A 17620-nucleotide genomic window follows, 5' to 3' on the forward strand; every position below is an offset into this window, starting at 1 on the left:
ATCGCCGCGGCCGGCATGGCGTTCATGCCCGGACCGCCGGACACCTATTACGAGATGTCGCATCGCCGGGTGAAAGGCCATCAGGAGCCCATCGAGCGCATGAAGAAGCACGGCATCCTGATCGACGGCGANGGGGTCGTGGGCGGCGGCACGACCCGGGTGCTGCTGCAGATCTTCTCGAAGACGGTGATCGGGCCGATCTTCTTCGAGTTCATCCAGCGCAAGGGCGACGACGGTTTCGGCGAGGGCAATTTCCGCGCCCTGTTCGAATCCATCGAAGAGGACCAGATCCGCCGCGGCGTGTTGCACGCCGATCCGGCCGAATAAATCGGCATCGTACAACCCGCCTGCGCCTGCAGGCGGGTTTCTCTCCAGGATCGTTCAATGGCTTGGACCGATTACTCCTCCGCCCCTACGGCGGGCACCCCAGTCTGCGCCGAGACGCAAGTAGAGGGCGTTCTGTCGCTGTCCGTGACCACCAGCAGGGGCTCGTTCCCGATGCTGGTGGTCCGCATCGGTGAAGAGCTGCTGGCCTATGTGAATGCCTGCCCGCATCAGTACCTGCCGCTCGACTATCATGGCGACCAGCTGCTGTCTGCAGACGGAACCAAGTTGATGTGCACCGCCCATGGCGCGCGTTTCGACATCCGCTCGGGAGAGGCGATCGATGGTGCCGAGTGCGGTCTGGACCCCGTGCCGGTCAGCATCCGGGACGGGATGATCGTTATCGCGGGCTGATCCTCTGGCTGGGCGCAGGCTATGCTTTGCTGCCCGCGATGGAGCTTCACCGACAAGATCCTTGCCGCATCAACACATCAGGCCCGACCATCAGATCGGGAATCGCAGCTGGGACATCAGTTTGCCTGCCTGGAGCTACGCCATTCGTCGGCATGACCCAGATACCGCTGGACCTGCGCCATTCGGATCGCCATGAAGGAAACCGTCTCTCGGGTAACCTGTTGAAATGGAGTTTCCGGGCCAAAGACGACAGTCGATCATGCTTCTGCTCCAGAGATTTTCGCCAGCGCCCGGCGCAGCGCCGCGGCATCCGGTCCCAGCTCGGCGAGCAGTTCGGCCTGGAAGGCCTCGGCGATCCTTTCGAGCCGCGCCATCAGCGCCCGGCCCTCGGGCGTCAGCTCCAGCACCACCAGCCTGCGGTCGGCCGCGTTGCCCGATTTGCGCACCCAGCCCGCCTCTTGCAGCCGCGCAGCCGCCCGGCTGACCACCGACTTGTCCAGATGCACCCGCGCGTTGATGTCGCGCACGCTCACCGCGCCGGAATGGGCCAGATGCGCCAGAACCCGCCATTCGGGAATGCTCAGCCCCGCCTCGGCCGCGTAGCGGGCTGCAAAGCGGCGGCTGACCTGGGCGGCGGCGACCGACAGGCGATAGGGCAGGAACCGGTCCAGATCGAATGACATGCGCTTCTCCTTGGCCGGCAGAACAGCAGAAAGCCGTTGCGTCCGCAACAAAGATCGGCCGGACCGCAGATCGGCGTTGACATCGTTGCCGATGCAACGGCAGATTCGTTGCAGCAGCAATGATACCGGCCGAGGAGGAGCCGCCATGACCCACGACCTGCCGCGCGGGATGACCCGCGCCACCGTCGCCACCGGCACGCATCCGGGCTACATGCCCGGCTTCGGCAACGATTTCGAGACCGAGGCCCTGCCCGGCGCCCTGCCGCAGGGCCAGAACAGCCCGCAGAAATGCGAATACGGGCTTTATGCCGAGCAGCTGTCGGGCACCGCCTTCACCGCGCCGCGCGGCCAGAACGAGCGGACCTGGTGCTATCGCATCCGGCCCTCGGTCCGCCATACCGGCGATTTCGCGGTGATCGAACTGCCCCATTGGAAGACGGCGCCGAACCTGCGCGACGACATCGTCAGCCTGGGCCAGTATCGCTGGGATCCGATCCCGGTCCCGGAGGAGGAGCTGACCTGGATCACCGGCATGCGCACCATGACCACGGCCGGCGACGTGAACATCCAGGTCGGCATGGCGTCCCATGTCTACCTGGTCACGCAGTCGATGCAGGATGAATATTTCTTCTCGGCCGACAGCGAATTGCTGGTCGTCCCGCAAGAGGGCCGGCTGCGCTTCTGCACCGAACTGGGGGTGATCGACCTGGAGCCCAAGGAGATCGCCATCATCCCGCGCGGGCTGGTTTACCGCGTCGAGGTGCTGGAAGGCCCGGCCCGCGGCTTCGTCTGCGAGAATTACGGCCAGAAGTTCGACCTGCCGAACCGCGGCCCGATCGGCGCCAATTGCCTGGCCAATCCGCGCGACTTCAAATGCCCGGTCGCCGCCTTCGAGGACCGCGAGGCGCGCTCGCGCGTGGTCATCAAGTGGTGCGGCCGGTTCCACGAGACCTGGATCGACCATTCGCCGCTGGACGTGGTGGCCTGGCACGGCAACTATTGCCCCTACAAATACGACCTGCGGACCTATTCGCCGGTGGGCGCGATCCTGTTCGACCATCCCGATCCGTCGATCTTCACCGTGCTGACCGCGCCCTCGGGGCAGGAGGGGACGGCGAATATCGACTTCGTGCTGTTCCGGGAACGCTGGATGGTGGCCGAGCATTCCTTCCGCCCGCCCTGGTATCACAAGAACATCATGTCCGAACTGATGGGCAACATCTACGGCATCTACGACGCCAAGCCGCAGGGTTTCGCGCCGGGCGGCATCAGCCTGCACAATTGCATGCTGCCGCATGGCCCCGACCGCGACGCCTTCGAGGGCGCCAGCAACGCCGCGCTCAAGCCCGAGAAGCTGGAGGAGACCATGAGCTTCATGTTCGAGACCCGTTTCCCCCAGCACCTCACCGAATTCGCTGCCCGCGAAGCACCAATGCAGAAGGACTATATCGAGGTCTGGAACCGGCTCGAGAAGAAGTTCGACGGAACGCCAGGCGTGAAGTGAGGCGCACCGGGGGGCCGGGGACCCCGAAGGCCGGGCGTTTCACACCCGTCGCCGGCTGGTTCTCGAACCGGTGGCGCACCAGCCGGCAACCCCCGTGGGATATTTTCACAAGAAAGAAGGAAGATGCGCATGGCCTTGCTGCGGTCTCGGGTGGAAAGCGCCAATCGGCCGGACTGCCCCTTTCCCCTGAACAACCTCCCCTATGGGGTGTTCTCCGTGTCGGGCGATGCGCCGCGCTGCGGGGTGGCCATCGGCGACCTGATCCTCGACCTGGCCGAATGCGAAGCGCGCGGGCTGGTCGATGCGGGCGGGGCGTTCGCGCAGCCGGCACTTAACAGCTTCATGGCGCTTGGCCGGGCGCGTTGGGACGCAGTGCGGGCGCGGCTGACCGAACTGCTCGCCGAGGGCGCGACGCCAGACCTGCCGCTGGTCGCCATGTCTGATGCGCAGATGCACCTGCCGATCCGGGTCACGGAATTCACCGATTTCTACGCCTCGAAGAACCATGCCTTCAACGTCGGCGTGCTGTTTCGCGGCCCCGAGAACGCCCTGCCGCCGCAATGGACGCATATGCCCATCGGCTATAACGGCCGGGCGTCCTCGGTCGTGGTCTCGGGCACGCCGATCCGGCGTCCGATGGGCCAGCTGAAGGGCGAGGCCGGGCCGGAATGGGCGCCTTGCCGCAGGCTGGACCTGGAACTGGAGCTGGGCGCCATCGTGGGGGCTGACAGCACCATGGGCGAACGCATCAGCGTCGATCAGGCCGAGGACATGATCTTCGGCTATGTCCTGCTGAACGACTGGTCGGCGCGCGACATCCAGGCCTGGGAATACCAGCCGCTGGGGCCGTTCCAGTCCAAGGCGCTCGGCACCACCATCGGCGCCTGGATCGTGACCCAGGCGGCGCTGGAACCGTTCCGCTGCCCGGGGGCCGAGCGGGCGAACCCGCTGCTGCCCTATCTGCAGGAACGCCGCCCCGGCCTTTACGACCTGAAGATCGGCTGGACCATGAACGGCCAGGTCATGGGGCGGACGAATTACAACGTCATGTATTACTCCAGCGCCCAGCAGCTGGCGCATCACACCAGTTCCGGCTGCCCGATGCGGGTCGGCGACCTGCTGGGCTCGGGCACGATCTCGGGGCCGGGCCGCGAGCAGACCGGGGCGCTGCTGGAGATGACCGGAGGCGGCAAGGCGCCGGTCACGGTCAATGGCGAAAGCCGCACCTTCATCGAGGACGGCGACGAGATCGGGCTCTTTGCCGAAGCACAAGGTGATGGCTACCGCATCGGCTTCGGCCCCTGCACTGGCACTATCCTGCCGGCGCAGCCATGAGCGTCGTGCTGCACGACTATTGGCGCTCCTCGGCCTCCTATCGGGTGCGGATCGCGCTGGCGCTGAAGGGCATCGCCTATCGGCGGGTGACGGTGGACCTGGTCGCGGGCGAACAGCGCGGCGCGGCGAACCTGCGGGTCAACCCGCAGGGCCTGGTGCCGGCGCTGGAGATCGACGGCCGGGTGCTGACCCAGTCGCTGGCGATCATCGAATATCTGGAAGAGACCCGGCCCGAACCGGCGCTGCTGCCCGAAGATGCCGCGGCCCGCGCCCATGTCCGGGCGCTGGCCCTGGCCGTGGCCTGCGAGATCCATCCGGTCTCGAACCTGCGGGTGCTGGATCGGGTCGAGGCCCTGGCCGGGTCCGAGGCGCGCGCCGCCTGGAACCGCGAGAACATCGCCCGCGGCCTGGAGGCCGTCGAGCGGCTGCTGGACCATCCGGGCTTCGCCGGGCGGTTCTGCCATGGCGACCGGCCCGGCATGGCCGATTGCGTGCTGATCCCGCAGATCGACAACGCCCGCCGCTGGGGGGTAAATATCGACGCCTTCGCCAGGATCCAAAGGGTCGAACAGGCCTGCAAGACGCTCATCGCTTTTCGCACGGCGTTTCCTGAAAATGTCACGCCGCAGCAAGCGCGGGGCTGAACTCTGCAGACAGTTGCATCCTTTATGCCCAGCAATGGGCGACGGTAATCGGCGTGCCACCTGTCCGGGAGGGGCGCGTCAAGCGGTTGTAGCCGGTGTAGCCATCGAGTCAGGAGCCCGGCTCGCACGGCAATACCCGGAAGCCCTAAGTCGCGTCCTGATCCGCCTTGCGCAGAACGACCCGCAGCTTGCCGCTGTTGCCACCGCCGCAGAAGAACCGCGCGCCGCCATCCGATTCCAGCCCCGAGACCCCGATGCCCGCCGGCATCTCTAGCCGTTCCAGCACTGCGCCGGTGGCGGGGTCGATGCGGCGGATGTCGCTTTCCTCGCCCTGCCAGGTGCCGTGCCAGAGCGCGCCGCCGGCCCAGGTGACGCCGGTGACGAAGCGGTCGGATTCGAGGCTGCGCAGCACCTCGCCGGTCTCGGGATCGACCTGGTGGATGCGGCGCCCGCGATGCTGGCCGACCCAAAGCGAACCCTCGGCCCAGGCAAGCCCGGAATTGCCGCCCTCGGGCGCGGGAATGGTCGCCAGAACCGCGCCGCTTTCGGGGTCGATCTTGCGGATGACCGCCCCGGCGATCTGGAACAGATGCCGGCCGTCGAAGGCCGTGCCGGCATCGGCGGGAATCTCCAGCGCGCCCAGCAGCTCGCCGCTGTCGGGGTCCAGCGCGTTCAGCCGTTCGCCGCTGGCGAACCAGACCTGCCGGCCGTCGAAACTGACGCCATGCACTTCCTCGATTCCCGGAAAGGGGCCATATTCGCGGATGATTTCGGCCATGCGTTTCATGCATCCACCCTAGCGCATCGGCACGGGCGCCGGGAGTAACAAGCCTGTCGGGAAACCCGGCACGCTCCGCGCGATCCAGCGCCGCGCCCGGCCGTGGCCGAACCACTCCACCCTGCCGGCCCGCCGCAGTTCCGCCAGCGCACGCTGCACGCTGCGCGGGCTGACAGCCAGCGCCAGGGCCAGCGCCGAACTCGACCAGGCCTCGCCATCGGCCAGCAGGGCCAGCAGCCCGGCATGGTCACCCTCGACCGGCGGGGCCAGCACGGCGATCCTGCGCCCGCCGCACGGCTCCAGCACGAAGCCCCGGCCGGTCGCGCTGATCTCGGCGAGCGAGGAAAGGTGCCCGCGCAGCCGCCCGATCTCGACCCGCAGCCTCGCGCGATGCGATTCGTCGGCATGGCGGGCGCGAAAGGCACGCGCGAGCAGGGTTTCGCGCGCCACGTCGCCGGGCCATGCCTCGGCCAGAGCGCGCAGCAGCGCCATCAGCACCGGCCGCCCGGCCAGCGGCACCGCCGTCGCCCCGCCGCGCAGCAGGTTGCGGCAGGCATCGACCAGCAGCATGTCCGCGCCGAGCAACGCCTCGACCCCGGCAAGGTCCAGCAGCGCCTCGCGCCCGCTTTCGATCAGCCGCGCGGCTGGGGCATCGAAGGCGGCGCGCGCCTGTGCGACCTCGGCGGCCAGCGCGGCGATGCCCGTCTCATGCGCAGCGCGGGCGGCCCGGTCCAGCGCGGCCCGCGCATCGCCGGCCCGGATGCGCCGTATGGCGATGCCGGCGGCGACCAGCCAGAAGCCGGGACGCGACGCCGGGGGCAACGCGGCGATTTCCAGCGTCCCCAGCACCGCCTCGGCCTGATCAAGACGCCCGGTCAGCAGCAACAGCCGGGCCTGCAGGTAGCCGGCATGGGCGGCGTTCGCCCGGTCGTCCTGCGCCGCAAGCGCGCCTCGCGCCGTGCCAAGCGCCCGCTCCAGTCCGCCCAGGTCGCGCGTCACCAGCGCGATTTCCGCCGCGGCCAGCCGGCAGCGGGCGCGGGCCAGGGGATCGGCACCGAAACCCCGCGCGGCGCGCTGCAGCAGGTCCCGCGCCCGGTCCAGATCGCCAAGCTGCGCCATGGCGATGCCGCGCAGCGCCAGCGCCGGCGGGTCGTCGCGCAGGGCGACCCGCTTCAGCGCCGAAAGCGCGTCCCCCGCCGCCAGCGCCCGCGCCGCTGCCGCAATCCCGTCAAGCTTGTTACTCACGCCTGGCTGCCGCCCCGCCCTAGAGTCGTTGCTGCAAAGCATCGGACGGGAGGCCCGGAATGACAACGCCCACGGGAAAGCCCCGCGCGGCAGGCTGGCTGGCCCTTGCGGCGGCGCCCAGTTTCGCCGTCATGGCCGGGATCACGGCGGCCTCGCCCGCGCTTTGCCTGTCCGACCCCGGTCCGCTGCCGCTGGACGGCATGACCACGATGTATCTGCTGATGGCCCTGTTCCACCTGCCGCCCTGGCTGCGGCTGGTCTCAGACCAAGGCCCAACCCCGAAAGGAGACCGACCATGACCCAAGCCATCGTTTCCCGCGAGGCATGGCTGGACGCCCGCAAGGCGCTGCTGGCCCGCGAACGCGATATGACCCATCAGCTCGATGCGCTGCGGGCCGAGCGGCGGCGGATGCCCTGGGTGCGCATCGACAAGCCCTATCGCTTCGACGGGCCCGACGGCGAGGTGACGCTGGGCGATCTCTTCGGGACCCGCAGCCAGCTTGCCGTCTATCACTTCATGCTGACGCCGGGATCGGAGCATATCTGCTCGGGCTGCGCCTTCGTCGCCGATCATGTCGATGCTGCCCGGCAGCATTTCGAGCAGGCCGACCTGGCCTTCGCCGCCGTCTCGCGCGCGCCGATCCGGCGCATCGAGGAGGTCAGACGGCGCATGGGCTGGACCTTTCCCTGGCTGTCGTCGGGAGACGGCGATTTCAACTACGATTTCGGCGTCTCGTTCACCAAGGAGGATCGCGCGGCCGGCCGGGCGATCTACAACTACGGGACGGTGATCGAAAGGAGCCCGGACATGTTCGGGGTCAGCATCTTCGTGCGGCAGGACGGCGCCCTCTTCCACAGCTATTCCACCTATCACCGCGGCGTGGAATTGCTGATGGGCGCGTTCAACTGGCTGGACCTGACCCCAAAGGGCCGCAACGAAAACGGCGCCATGAGCTGGCTGCGGCTGCATGACGAATATTGAAAGGTGCTATGCCTCGATGCGATGCATCTCGCGATAGGTTCCGGGCGAGATGCCGAAGCGCCTCTGGAACAGGCGCGAGAATCTTGCGGCCGGAAACAGCCCCACCTGCGCGGCGACCTGCTTCAAGGGCAGGCCGCGCGACAGCAACATACGCGCCGCATCCAGCCTTAGCGTCTCGACGAAATGCGCCGGGGTCTGGCCGGTGGCGGCAGTGAACTTGCGGTGAAAGCTGCGCTCGCTCAGCCCGGCGCGGTCGGCCAGGGCCGGGACATCCAGGGGGGCGTGCAGGTTGGCCTGGATCCAGCCGATCAGCGCCACGAAGGGGCTGTCGCCCCTGGCCTGCGCCGACAGCAGGGGGCTGAACTGCGACTGATGGCCCGGCCGGCGCGCATAGAGGACCAGCCGTTGCGCCACCTCGCCCGCGATGCCGGCGTCCAGGTCGCGGGCGACCATAGCCAGCGCCATGTCGATGCCGGTGGTCACCCCGGCCGAGGTCCAGAGCCTGCCGTCGGTCACGTAAAGCGCCTCGGGATCGACGTTCACGCCGGGGAAATGCGCCTGGAAGGGCGCGCAGGCGTCCCAATGCGTCGCGACCCGGCGACCGTCCAGCAGCCCGAGACCGGCCAGCACCATCCCGCCCGAACAGACCGAACCAAACCGTTCGGCCTCCGGCGTCAATCCAGGCAGCGCCGCACGCAATTCCGGGTCGGCCATGGCGGCTTGCAGCGGCCCGCTTTCGGCGCCGACGATCAGCAGCGTGCCGAGCCGTTGCCCGCGCAATTCATCCAGGCGCGCGGTCTGCACGGATATTCCGGTGCTGCTGGCGACCTCGCCGCCGCCCGGCGAGGCCAGCGAGATCTGGTAGAACGGCGCCTTGCCAACCTGCCCCAAGGCGCGGTTCGCGCCGTTGAAGACGGATGCGGGACCGGCCATGTCCAGCAGTTCGAACCCTGGATAGAGGATGAAGACGACCCGGTGCATTGGCAGAGATTGCACGTTTTTTGTCATATCTGCCAGCCCATCCGCAGACTAACCTGGGCCGACAGCTTTCCTGGCCAGTTCAACGAGGTGAGACATGGACCGAATGGCAAAACGACCCGCGAGATCGTCGAACGCTTTCACGATGCGTTCGAGAACCACCGCCCCGACGCCCTCGACGCGCTGATCGACGAGGGCTGCATCCTGGAGAACACCGCCCCCGCCCCGGACGGCGCGCGCTACGAAGGCCGCAAGGCCTGCCTGGATTTCTGGAAGGGTATCGCCGCCCGGGCCAGTCTCGCCTTCACGGCCGAGGAGATCTGGGCCGGCAAGGATCGCGGCATCATCCGCTGGCGGCTGTCTTGGGGCGAGGGCGAAGCCGACCGGGTGCGCGGCGTCAACATCCTGCGCGTCCGGGACGGCAGGATCGTCGAGGCTTTCGGATATGTGAAGGGATAGCGAGGCAAACCGATGAGACTTCGCATCGCCCTGCGGGCCATCCTGGGACTGGCCCTCCTTTCGGCGGCGGGCTTCGGCATCTGGATCGCCTCGCTGCCGCCCGCATCGGCAGACCTGACCCCGCCGCAGGTGCCGCAGGCAGAGACGGATGCCCTGCTCGCGGCGCTGGAACCGCCGAAGCGCGCGCGACCCCTGGTCGCCATCGTCGGCCTCAACGATGCCACCGAGACCACCGATTACCTGCTGCCCTATGGCATCCTGAAGCGCGCCGATGTCGCCGAGGTGGTCTCCCTTGCCACCGCACCGGGCCCGGTGCGGCTGTTTCCCGCGCTGACCGTGCAGCCCGACGCGACCATCGCCGCCTTCGACGCGGCGCATCCCCAAGGCGCGGATTACGTGATCGTCCCCGCCATGAGCCGCGACGATGATCCGGCGGTGACCCTTTGGCTGCGGGATCAGGTCGGCAAGGGCGCGGTGATCATCGGCATCTGCGCCGGCGCCAAGGTGGTTGCCGCCGCCGGGCTGCTGAGCGGCAGGCGCGCCACGACGCATTGGTATTACCTGGACGCGCTGCGCAAGATCGACCCGACCATCGCCCCTGTTCCGGACCGGCGGATGGTCGCGGATGGGGGTGTGGTGACGACGACCTGCATCACCGCCTCGATGCCGATGATGCTGACCCTGGTCGAGGCCATCGCCGGTCGAGCCAGGGCGGAAGCGGTTGCCCGCGAGCTCGGCATCGCCCGCTGGGATGCACGGCATGCCAGCGGCGCCTTCGCGCTGACCCGGCCTTTCGCGGCGACGGTGCTGGCCACCCGGCTGGCGTTCTGGAACCATGAGAAGCTGGGCATCGCCCTTGCGCCGGGCATGGACGAGATCTCGCTGGCGCTGGCGGCCGATGCCTGGTCGCGGACATATCGGTCGAAGGTGACGACTTATGCCGCGTCGGGTATGGTCGGAACTCGCAGCGGCATCCGTCTCATCCCCGACCGGCAGGACGCAGACTGGCCAAGGGATCGGCGCGTCCCGGCCTTTTCCGACGGCAAGCCCGCCGATGTCCTGGACCGGACGCTTGACGCGATCACCGCGCGTTACGGCGCAAGCACCGCCGATGCGGTGGCGATGCAACTGGAATATCCAAGGTAGACAGGAGGAACCTATGCCACATACGATCCGGCTGCACCGCGTCATCGCGGCGAAACCCGAGAAGCTCTATCGCGCCTTCCTCGAGCCCGACGCGGTGGCAAGCTGGCTGCCGCCCTACGGCTTTCTCTGCACCGTCCACGAGCTGGAGGCGAAGGTCGGCGGCCAGCACCGGATGTCGTTTCGCAACTTCACCACCGGCGACAGCCATGCGTTCGGCGGCAGCTACCTGGAGCTGATCCCGGACAGGCGCCTCGTCTATGCCGACCGGTTCGACGACCCCAACCTGCCGGGCGAGATGACGGTCACGGTGGATCTGAAACAGGTTTCGGTCGGCACCGAGGTCAATATCGAACAGCAGGGCGTGCCCGATCTGATCCCCGCCGAAGCCTGCTATCTCGGCTGGCAGGATTCCCTGCACAAGCTGGCGAAACTGGTCCAGCCCGAGATCAAACAATAGGCGCAGGAGCTTTCCGATGACCCCCACCATCACCGCCTTCGCAAACTCCCCCGACCGCGGCCAGGGACAGGCGCGCGACATGCGCGTCCGTTGGGCGCTGGAAGAGATTGGCCAGCCCTACGATGTCCGCCTAGTGAGTTTCGGCGAGATGAAGCAGCCCCCACACCTGGCGCTGCACCCCTTCGGGCAGATCCCGACCTATGAGGAAGGCAATCTTGCCCTGTTCGAGTCGGGCGCCATTGTGCTGCATGTCGCGCAGCGCCATCCGGGCCTGCTGCCCGAGGACGCGAATGCGCGGGCGCGGGCGATCATGTGGATCTTCGCCGCGCTCAACACCGTCGAGCCGCCGATCATCGAGTGGGAGCAGGCCGTATACTTCGAGCGCGACAGGCCCTGGTACCAGGCGCGCCTTCCCCTGCTGGAGAAGCGCATCCGCGGCCGGTTGGAGCAGCTTTCCCGCCGGCTCGGCGAGGCCGACTGGCTCGACGGCGCCTTCAGCGCCGGCGACCTGATGATGGTGACGGTGCTGCGCAGGCTGGAGGGCAGCGGCATCCTGGACGGGTATCCCAGCCTCCGCGCCTATGTCGCCCGAGGTGAGGCGCGTCCCGCCTATCGGCGCGCCTTCGAGGCACAACTGGCGGTGTTCACGGCCTCGCAGGGTTAAGCGGGCTTTTGCGGAAAGATTATGGCAGACTGAAGCAAGGGGGAAGGAGAGACGCCGGAATTCGGGCCGCACTCTTCACGAAGCACAGGCCTGGGCAATCGACAGGCTGTTCTCATAGAGATGATGGCGGGTGATCCGGCCATCCTCGACCGTGAGGCGCAGGGCGAAAGGGCCCTCGAAGGATTTTCCCGTCGCCCGCACGGTTCCCGACAGATGCCCCATCAGGACCGCGTCGGCGCCATCGACAAGCAAGGTATCGACCGAGGCCCACGCATCCTCGGGCACCGTATATTGCGCCAGTTCGGTGAACTGGGCAGCGCACTCGGCGGCGGTAGATCGCGGCCGGATCCATGGGACGGCGGGGTTTTCAGCAAGCTGCCAGTCCACGTCCTCGGCGAACAGCGAGGCCAGGCGCGCGGTGTCGCCCGCCAGCCTGGCAGCGAGGAATTGCTGCACGACGGCGCGAGTTCGGTCGGCGACGGAATCCGGGGATGTGGTGGTTTGCGACGGCGGGCGGTGGTAGTCTTCAGGCATGATCATCTCCTTAAAGCGGATTCCGCCCTGCCGACTGGCAGAGCGATGCCCAATCATCGCGAATCGGCGTTGCGAAAGCGATTACCCCGCAGGTAATCGTTTCGTCGCCGCGCCCGAGCCGAGCGTCCTGCCATGAGCGAGGTGACCGGAAATGCGGGCGAATTGCTGCGCCGATGGCGGCAGAGACGCGCGCTCAGCCAGCTTGCGCTGGCAAGCGAGGCGGAGATTTCCCAGCGTCATCTCAGCTTCCTGGAATCCGGGCGGTCCCGGCCAAGCCGAGACATGGTTCTGCATCTCAGCGAAAGGCTGGACATACCTCTGCGGGACCGCAACCTGATCCTGACCGCGGCGGGCCATGCCCCGCATTACCCGCATCGCGGGCCGGATGCCCCGGAATTCTCGGCGGTGCGCGGGATGATTGAACGCGTCCTGCAAGCCCATCTGCCGCATCCCGCCCTGGCGGTGGATCGCCGCTGGACGCTGATTTCCGCTAATCCGGCGGCCCTGAAGCTGATAGGGGATGCCGCCCCCCATCTGCTGGAGGGAGAGGTCAATGTCCTGCGCCTGAGCCTTCACCCCGAAGGGCTGGCGCCGCGCATTCTCAACCTGCCGGAATGGCGCGCCCACCTGCTGGCCCGGCTGGAGCACGATATCAGGCAGTCGGCGGATGCGGTGCTGGCCGCGCTTCACGACGAAATCGCCGCCTTTCCCTGCCCCGCAAGCACGACGCCGCCAGCCTCGGATCCCGAGCGGGAGGGGCGCATCGCGGTGCCGCTGAGGCTGCGAAGCGGTGCAGGGGCCCTGTCCTTCCTCAGCACCACCACGGTCTTCGGCACGGCCACGGAGGTGACGCTGTCCGAGGTGACGATCGAGGCGTTCCTTCCGGCCGACGACAGGACCGCCAGGGCAATGACGCAGGCGGCCGAGGGTTGATATGAGGCACTCCCGGCGGCTGGCGGCAGGAGGATGGCAGCCGACTGACAGGCACCAGCGGGCGTTGTCCCGCGCCGGATCATGGGCTCTCGGAACCGGCCTTCGGGCAATTCGACCTGATCCATAACGATTGAAGGCCGGGCGGTCGCCGCCTTCCCCGCCTCGCCGAGCCGCCGCGTTTCAGGACCAGCCCGCAAGGCAGCCGCGGCGCTTCAATTCGCGGATAAGGCGCGATATGCCCGGACCGGGCAAGACGAATAGCAGGGGATGCAGATGAACAGGCCTCATGCGGCACCCCCGCGAGACTTCCGGTGGGACGTGGACGGGTTGCAGCTTGCCGGCTGGCATGGGGGCACGAGGGTGGCATTCCCGTGCTGGCCCTGCACGGCTAGATGGACCATGCCACCAGTTTCCAGGAACTGGCGCCCCGGCTTGCCGGATGCCATGTCGTCGCGCTGGACCTCAGCGGGCAGGGGCGGAGCGGCCATCGTGCGCCCCATGCCACCTACAATATCTGGGACGACCTGCCCCAGATCGCCGGAGTCCTGGATCGACTGGGATGGAGAGATTGCGTACTTCTGGGCCATTCCCGGGGCGCCAGTATCGCGATCCTCTTCGCCGCGGCGCAGCCTGAAAGGGCCCGCGCATTGGTCGCGCTCGATTGGCTGGTGCCCGAACCCATGCCCGATGAAAGTGTCGTTTCGACCCTGCGCGCCTTCATCGAAGAGACCCGCAGGCAAAAGGCAAGCGCTCCCAGAACCTTTGCCTCGAAAGCCGATTACATCGAGCGCCGCCGGGCCCAAGGCAATTCGCGGCAAACCTCGGAGGCATTGGCCAGCCGTGCGCTGATCGAGAGGCCCGGCCGCTTCCAGCTGCGCAGCGATCCGCGGCATTTCGCCAGTTCCGCCGTCAAACTGACGCAGGGGCAGGTGGAAGCCGTGCTGCGCGCGATCAGTTGCCCCGTTCTGAACCTGTGGGCCGAAGACGGCGTCAAGAGCCGCAGACCGAAAGCCATGGAACTGGCCCGGCTTGGCGCAAGGCTGATCCCGGATTACGACATGGCCGAGCTTCCCGGAGACCATCATTTCCACCTCGAACCCCGTCTCGCCGGGCGGATCGCCGGCGCGATACTGGCGTTCCTGACCCAGAACGGCCGGTCCTGATCTGGGAAGGACGGATGCGCCCCCGTTACCTCCGAAGCCGGATCGCGGCAAGGATGTCCTCGCAGGTCTTGCTCGCACCGTGTACGAGAGCGTCCGAGCCGCCTCCTCACGCCGTCGGCACGGTTCCCCCGTCGATCACATGTTCCGTGCCGGTGATGGAGCTTGCCCGATCCGAGGCGAGGAAGGCGATCAGGCTGGCGATCTCGGCCGGTTTCGCGGGGCGGCCGAGGGGGATGCCGCCAAGCGCCTCCATGATGATCCGCTTGCCGCCCTCGTAGTCGGTGCCGGCCTCCTGTGCCAGCCGCTCGGCATGGCGGATGGCGGCCTCGGTTTCGATCCAGCCGGGAGCGACGCGCAGAACGCGCACGCCTTTGGGTGACACTTCTTTCGCAAGGCTCTTGCTGTAGGTCGAGAGCGCGGCCTTGGCGCTCGCATAGCCGGTGGTCGAGCCCGGCAGCGGCATGAGGCGCTGGATCGAGGTGACATGGATCACCACGCCCGCGCCCTGCGCCATCATCCCCGGCACAAGCGCGCGGTCCAGCCGGACGGCGGAAAGCAGGTTCCAGTCCAGCTCCTTCTGCCATTCCTCGTCCGTCAGCGCGGCGAAGCCGCCGCCCGGCGCGCTCGATCCGCCCAGCACATGGACCAGGATGTCGACGCCGCCCATGCGGCCCCGCGCGGCCTCGGCCACGGCGCGGCAGCCCTGTGCGGTGGTCAGGTCGGCGGCGACGAAGATCTGTTCGGGCAGGTTCTCGGGGCGAGAGCGGGCCGTGGTCAGCACCTGCGCGCCAAGTTCCCGGAACAGCGCCACGGTGGCAGCGCCGGTGCCCTGCGTGCCGCCGGTGATCAGGGCCCGCTTGCCCTGCAAGGTCAGAAAGCCGGTCATCAGCGGATCTCCAGATCGGTGATGCGGTCGCCCGCCAGGCCGAAGGTGAAGGTCAGCGTGGCCGGGCTGCCCGGAAAATCGCCGCTGACGCGGGCGCGGACCACGGTCTTGTCCGCCGCTTGGGTCAGGTCCAGCGGCTCGGCCCTGTGGCGATACTGCGCCTTGGCCGCCTGCCACCAGGCCAGGATCTCCTCGGGGCCGCGGTAGGTCCGGTGCTCGTCACGCACGACGGCATCGGGCGCGAAGGCCGCGGCCAGGGCCTCGGCATCCTGCGGGGCCTGAGCCGCGAAATAGGTTCTGATCGGCGCGGGAAGCTGCATGTTCCGTTCCTTCTGTTACTTGCAGGTGAAACATGGGCCTCGACCATTATCAGAATAAGCCGGATAATATGGCATCTGGTGATGACAGAATCGGGACAATGAAGGATGCCGGGCTAAGGGATCTGGAGGCCGTTCTGGCCATCGCGCGCCGGGGCACCTTCCGGGCGGCGGCGATCGAGCTGGGCATGTCGACGACCGCGCTGTCCCATGCCATCGCCCGGCTGGAGGCGGGCCTGGGCGTGCGGCTGTTCAACCGGACCACCCGCAGCGTGTCGCTGAGCGATGCCGGGCGGCAGTTCGTCGCAAGCGTCTCGCCGGCGCTGGCCGAGATCCGCGGGGCGATGGACAGCGTGCGCGCGCAGGGCCAGACGCCCTCGGGGATGCTGCGCATCAATGCCTCGGCGGTGGCGGGGCGAGAGATCATCTCGCCCCTGGTGCTGGACTTCCTGCTCCGCCATCCCCGGATGCAGGTCGACCTGGTGACCGAGGAGCGGCTGGTCGACATCGTGGCCGAAGGCTTCGATCTGGGCATCCGCACCGCCGACCTGGTCCCCCGCGACATGATCGCCCTGCCGCTTGGCAAGCCGCAGCGCTATGCGGTCGTCGCGACGCCGGCCTGGCTGGCGGGCCGGCCCCGGCCGCGGGTGCCGGCCGATCTGCTGGCGCATGACTGCATCCGGGTGCGGCTGCCGAACCGAGAGCTGTTCCGCTGGTATTTCGAGCGGCAGGGCGAGGTGGTGCAGATCGACGTCCGCGGCCGCCTGATCCTGGACGAGGCGGCCATCGCCCGCGCCGCCGTGCTGGAGGGCGCGGGCATCGGCTTCTTCATCGAGCAGAACGTGGCCGAAGACATCGCCGCCGGCCGCCTGATCCGCCTGCTGGAGGACTGGACCCCGCCGCGCCCCGGCTTCTGCCTGTATTACCCCGGCCGCAGGAATCCGTCGGCGGGGCTCACCGCATTCCTTGCGATGGCGCGAGAGATGGCGCAGCAGGCGCAGAGGGTGTGAGGGCCGGTTCGGCCCTTACCTGCCGCTCAGCTTCCCCGGGTGCTGCAATGCCGCATTCTCCAAAGCCGCCCTTCGAGGTGTGAAGCAGCAAAGACGAACGGTCTTTACTCGCACACCTTGTCTGGCATCTCCAGTTACTTGCTGTATTTTGGAGCCATTGCTAAAATTCGTGCAATTGACGGCATGCCGTAGCCAAGCATAACATCTGATTTCAATGTCAAACACATTTGAACTCCGACGATAAGTGAGAATAGCGACAGTATGAAGATCGCGCCCCGTGGGCCTGTGCTCCGTTGACCGATACCGCCGCCGCTCCGTCCTCACCGCCGACAGGCCCCCTCGAGGATGCGCTCGCGTCGCTCAAGCGCGATCTATCGAAGCTGTCGACGCGGCTCAAGTCAGTCGATCACACCGTCACGACCGAGTGCAAGGCGCTGACACTCCGTCTTCACTATCCCGCGTTTCGGCAGCGGAAGCCAATGATGTCCGAACTGGTGGACACCGTTTCGACGTACATCGTCAATTTCTGCCTGCCCCGGCAGCAGGTAGCGGACCTTAACGAGCAGTATGGGAAGGTTTCTCCCGAGGAGTTCACAACAATGTTCGAGGTGCTTCGTCAGGAGGCATTCGATCTCTTCAAACGCGCCCACGTCGCGACGAACATCTATTGGGGCGAGGCGAAGCTCTACGGCAACCTGGATCAGGCCATCACAGAGGCGGCGAAGTCGATCGCCGAGTCGCTGGACGACAAGAAGATCAAGCACGAGATCACGCTGGTAAAGCGGCACCTCGACCTTTCCGGCTTAAAGCCTGACGCTAAGAAAGCGATGCTCGACTTCCTCGATCCGTACGGATCGGGATACGCGCCCAGCTTCGGGCGTGGCTGAACCGTCCGGCTATAGGTGAACTCCGTTATCCCGGTGCGGATCACCTTGCGCACCACCTTCTTCGACAGCTTCAGGTCGCGGCAGATCGTCTTGATCCCCTTGCCCTCGGTAAAATGCAGCCGCCTGATTTTTGCGATTGTCTCCACGATCAGCATCCCGCGCTCGGCCTCCGATAATCTTCGGAAGCACAATGGACCAACCCCCGGTCGGTGGGGTCCCTTTTGGACGCCGATCACCCCAGAAGCGGGGTCCTTATTCCACGCCGGTCAACAGCCGA

At 67.3% G+C, this 17620-nt stretch carries 21 protein-coding genes and 1 pseudogene; 15 read left to right on the forward strand and 7 right to left on the reverse strand.

All coding sequences use genetic code 11. The annotated features are described in order from the left end of the window. Both L632_RS23295 and L632_RS0120640 read left to right on the forward strand, forming a co-directional pair. Window positions 1-327: pseudogene (locus tag L632_RS23295) on the forward strand (4-hydroxyphenylpyruvate dioxygenase); the annotation flags it as partial. Between the two features lie 57 nt (window positions 328-384). Continuing rightward, window positions 385-738, forward strand: a complete 354-nt coding sequence (locus L632_RS0120640; RefSeq protein ID WP_028714660.1) for a Rieske (2Fe-2S) protein — start codon at window positions 385-387, stop codon at window positions 736-738. 257 nt (window positions 739-995) lie between these two features. Here the strand turns inward: L632_RS0120640 and L632_RS0120645 are convergent, their stop codons facing one another. Then, on the reverse strand, window positions 996-1421 hold the full coding sequence (locus L632_RS0120645) for a MarR family winged helix-turn-helix transcriptional regulator (protein WP_028714659.1): 426 nt from the start codon (window positions 1419-1421) through the stop codon (window positions 996-998). Window positions 1422-1566: 145 nt separating this feature from the next. Here L632_RS0120645 and hmgA point away from each other — a divergent pair, with 145 nt between their 5' ends. From hmgA to maiA, 3 genes are all read left to right on the forward strand, one after another. After that, window positions 1567-2925 carry a homogentisate 1,2-dioxygenase gene (hmgA, locus tag L632_RS0120650; protein WP_036699038.1) on the forward strand — a complete coding sequence of 453 codons (1359 nt, stop codon included), beginning with the start codon at window positions 1567-1569 and terminating at the stop codon, window positions 2923-2925. Window positions 2926-3054: 129 nt separating this feature from the next. Next, window positions 3055-4260, forward strand: coding sequence for a fumarylacetoacetase (fahA, locus tag L632_RS0120655; protein ID WP_028717503.1), 1206 nt, complete (start codon window positions 3055-3057; stop codon window positions 4258-4260). Beyond that, complete coding sequence (gene maiA / locus L632_RS0120660) at window positions 4257-4904, forward strand: maleylacetoacetate isomerase (RefSeq protein WP_028717504.1); 648 nt, start codon at window positions 4257-4259, stop codon at window positions 4902-4904. The genes fahA and maiA overlap by 4 nt, the downstream gene beginning before the upstream one ends. Window positions 4905-5049: 145 nt before the next feature. On the opposite strand, the gene L632_RS0120665 is transcribed toward maiA, so the two are convergent. Both L632_RS0120665 and L632_RS0120670 read right to left on the reverse strand, forming a co-directional pair. Further along, complete coding sequence (locus L632_RS0120665; RefSeq protein WP_028717505.1) at window positions 5050-5691, reverse strand: PQQ-binding-like beta-propeller repeat protein; 642 nt, start codon at window positions 5689-5691, stop codon at window positions 5050-5052. A 9-nt stretch (window positions 5692-5700) separates the two neighbouring features. Then, the gene (locus tag L632_RS0120670) at window positions 5701-6927 is read right to left on the reverse strand and encodes a hypothetical protein (protein WP_028717506.1); all 1227 of its coding nucleotides are present in this window, start codon (window positions 6925-6927) and stop codon (window positions 5701-5703) included. 59 nt (window positions 6928-6986) lie between these two features. On the opposite strand from L632_RS0120670, the gene L632_RS0120675 reads away from it, so the two are divergent. After that, window positions 6987-7226, forward strand: a complete 240-nt coding sequence (locus L632_RS0120675) for a hypothetical protein (protein WP_028717507.1) — start codon at window positions 6987-6989, stop codon at window positions 7224-7226. Further along, window positions 7223-7909, forward strand: coding sequence for a thioredoxin family protein (locus tag L632_RS0120680; protein ID WP_028717508.1), 687 nt, complete (start codon window positions 7223-7225; stop codon window positions 7907-7909). Before L632_RS0120675 ends, L632_RS0120680 begins: the two co-directional genes overlap by 4 nt. 6 nt (window positions 7910-7915) lie before the next feature. Here L632_RS0120680 and L632_RS0120685 read toward each other — a convergent pair whose 3' ends face one another. Next, on the reverse strand, window positions 7916-8905 hold the full coding sequence (locus L632_RS0120685) for a GlxA family transcriptional regulator (RefSeq protein ID WP_232221013.1): 990 nt from the start codon (window positions 8903-8905) through the stop codon (window positions 7916-7918). A 72-nt stretch (window positions 8906-8977) separates the two neighbouring features. Here L632_RS0120685 and L632_RS0120690 point away from each other — a divergent pair, with 72 nt between their 5' ends. From L632_RS0120690 to L632_RS0120705, 4 genes are read left to right on the forward strand one after another with little or no spacing between them, the layout of a single operon-like run. Then, complete coding sequence (locus tag L632_RS0120690; protein WP_028717510.1) at window positions 8978-9346, forward strand: nuclear transport factor 2 family protein; 369 nt, start codon at window positions 8978-8980, stop codon at window positions 9344-9346. A gap of 12 nt (window positions 9347-9358) precedes the next feature. After that, a complete protein-coding gene (locus L632_RS0120695; protein WP_028717511.1) occupies window positions 9359-10492 on the forward strand; it encodes a DJ-1/PfpI family protein in 1134 nt (377 codons plus the stop codon). Window positions 10493-10505: 13 nt separating this feature from the next. Continuing rightward, entirely contained in the window at window positions 10506-10949 is a 444-nt protein-coding gene (locus L632_RS0120700; protein ID WP_028717512.1) for an SRPBCC family protein, read from the forward strand. Window positions 10950-10965: 16 nt separating this feature from the next. Next, window positions 10966-11613 (forward strand): glutathione S-transferase family protein, encoded by a 648-nt coding sequence (locus tag L632_RS0120705; protein ID WP_028717513.1) that lies wholly within the window; start codon window positions 10966-10968, stop codon window positions 11611-11613. A gap of 75 nt (window positions 11614-11688) precedes the next feature. On the opposite strand, the gene L632_RS0120710 is transcribed toward L632_RS0120705, so the two are convergent. Next, on the reverse strand, window positions 11689-12147 hold the full coding sequence (locus tag L632_RS0120710; protein ID WP_028717514.1) for a nuclear transport factor 2 family protein: 459 nt from the start codon (window positions 12145-12147) through the stop codon (window positions 11689-11691). A 132-nt stretch (window positions 12148-12279) separates the two neighbouring features. Here L632_RS0120710 and L632_RS0120715 point away from each other — a divergent pair, with 132 nt between their 5' ends. Together L632_RS0120715 and L632_RS23300 are read left to right on the forward strand one after the other, a co-directional pair. Further along, window positions 12280-13080 carry a helix-turn-helix domain-containing protein gene (locus tag L632_RS0120715; protein ID WP_028717515.1) on the forward strand — a complete coding sequence of 267 codons (801 nt, stop codon included), beginning with the start codon at window positions 12280-12282 and terminating at the stop codon, window positions 13078-13080. A 392-nt stretch (window positions 13081-13472) separates the two neighbouring features. Further along, window positions 13473-14243, forward strand: coding sequence for an alpha/beta fold hydrolase (locus L632_RS23300; protein ID WP_232221015.1), 771 nt, complete (start codon window positions 13473-13475; stop codon window positions 14241-14243). Between the two features lie 106 nt (window positions 14244-14349). Here the strand turns inward: L632_RS23300 and L632_RS0120725 are convergent, their stop codons facing one another. Together L632_RS0120725 and L632_RS0120730 are read right to left on the reverse strand one after the other, a co-directional pair. Continuing rightward, window positions 14350-15129 (reverse strand): SDR family oxidoreductase, encoded by a 780-nt coding sequence (locus L632_RS0120725; protein ID WP_028717516.1) that lies wholly within the window; start codon window positions 15127-15129, stop codon window positions 14350-14352. Next, the gene (locus tag L632_RS0120730) at window positions 15129-15449 is read right to left on the reverse strand and encodes a nuclear transport factor 2 family protein (RefSeq protein ID WP_028717517.1); all 321 of its coding nucleotides are present in this window, start codon (window positions 15447-15449) and stop codon (window positions 15129-15131) included. The genes L632_RS0120725 and L632_RS0120730 overlap by 1 nt, the downstream gene beginning before the upstream one ends. A 98-nt stretch (window positions 15450-15547) precedes the next feature. On the opposite strand from L632_RS0120730, the gene L632_RS0120735 reads away from it, so the two are divergent. Next, window positions 15548-16456: a LysR family transcriptional regulator gene (locus L632_RS0120735; RefSeq protein ID WP_028717518.1), complete on the forward strand. Its 909-nt coding sequence runs from the start codon at window positions 15548-15550 to the stop codon at window positions 16454-16456. A gap of 293 nt (window positions 16457-16749) precedes the next feature. Beyond that, the gene (locus L632_RS25230; RefSeq protein ID WP_156933703.1) at window positions 16750-17343 is read left to right on the forward strand and encodes a Hachiman antiphage defense system protein HamA; all 594 of its coding nucleotides are present in this window, start codon (window positions 16750-16752) and stop codon (window positions 17341-17343) included. Window positions 17344-17620 lie beyond the last annotated feature (277 nt).

This window comes from Paracoccus sp. J39 (assembly GCF_000518925.1).
In the GTDB taxonomy this organism is placed as follows: Bacteria; Pseudomonadota; Alphaproteobacteria; order Rhodobacterales; family Rhodobacteraceae; genus Paracoccus.

Excerpts from the sequence above, each read along its gene's own strand:
- hmgA (WP_036699038.1), top strand. The coding sequence starts at position 1,567 with ATGACCCACGACCTGCCGCGCGGGATGACCCGCGCCACCGTCGCCACC.
- L632_RS0120710 (WP_028717514.1), bottom strand. The coding sequence starts at position 12,147 with ATGCCTGAAGACTACCACCGCCCGCCGTCGCAAACCACCACATCCCCG.
- L632_RS0120725 (WP_028717516.1), bottom strand. The coding sequence starts at position 15,129 with ATGACCGGCTTTCTGACCTTGCAGGGCAAGCGGGCCCTGATCACCGGC.
- L632_RS0120705 (WP_028717513.1), top strand. The coding sequence starts at position 10,966 with ATGACCCCCACCATCACCGCCTTCGCAAACTCCCCCGACCGCGGCCAG.
- L632_RS0120735 (WP_028717518.1), top strand. The coding sequence starts at position 15,548 with ATGAAGGATGCCGGGCTAAGGGATCTGGAGGCCGTTCTGGCCATCGCG.
- L632_RS0120730 (WP_028717517.1), bottom strand. The coding sequence starts at position 15,449 with ATGCAGCTTCCCGCGCCGATCAGAACCTATTTCGCGGCTCAGGCCCCG.
- L632_RS0120715 (WP_028717515.1), top strand. The coding sequence starts at position 12,280 with ATGAGCGAGGTGACCGGAAATGCGGGCGAATTGCTGCGCCGATGGCGG.
- L632_RS0120695 (WP_028717511.1), top strand. The coding sequence starts at position 9,359 with ATGAGACTTCGCATCGCCCTGCGGGCCATCCTGGGACTGGCCCTCCTT.
- fahA (WP_028717503.1), top strand. The coding sequence starts at position 3,055 with ATGGCCTTGCTGCGGTCTCGGGTGGAAAGCGCCAATCGGCCGGACTGC.
- L632_RS0120645 (WP_028714659.1), bottom strand. The coding sequence starts at position 1,421 with ATGTCATTCGATCTGGACCGGTTCCTGCCCTATCGCCTGTCGGTCGCC.
- L632_RS23300 (WP_232221015.1), top strand. The coding sequence starts at position 13,473 with ATGGACCATGCCACCAGTTTCCAGGAACTGGCGCCCCGGCTTGCCGGA.
- L632_RS0120700 (WP_028717512.1), top strand. The coding sequence starts at position 10,506 with ATGCCACATACGATCCGGCTGCACCGCGTCATCGCGGCGAAACCCGAG.
- maiA (WP_028717504.1), top strand. The coding sequence starts at position 4,257 with ATGAGCGTCGTGCTGCACGACTATTGGCGCTCCTCGGCCTCCTATCGG.
- L632_RS0120665 (WP_028717505.1), bottom strand. The coding sequence starts at position 5,691 with ATGAAACGCATGGCCGAAATCATCCGCGAATATGGCCCCTTTCCGGGA.
- L632_RS0120675 (WP_028717507.1), top strand. The coding sequence starts at position 6,987 with ATGACAACGCCCACGGGAAAGCCCCGCGCGGCAGGCTGGCTGGCCCTT.
- L632_RS0120640 (WP_028714660.1), top strand. The coding sequence starts at position 385 with ATGGCTTGGACCGATTACTCCTCCGCCCCTACGGCGGGCACCCCAGTC.
- L632_RS0120680 (WP_028717508.1), top strand. The coding sequence starts at position 7,223 with ATGACCCAAGCCATCGTTTCCCGCGAGGCATGGCTGGACGCCCGCAAG.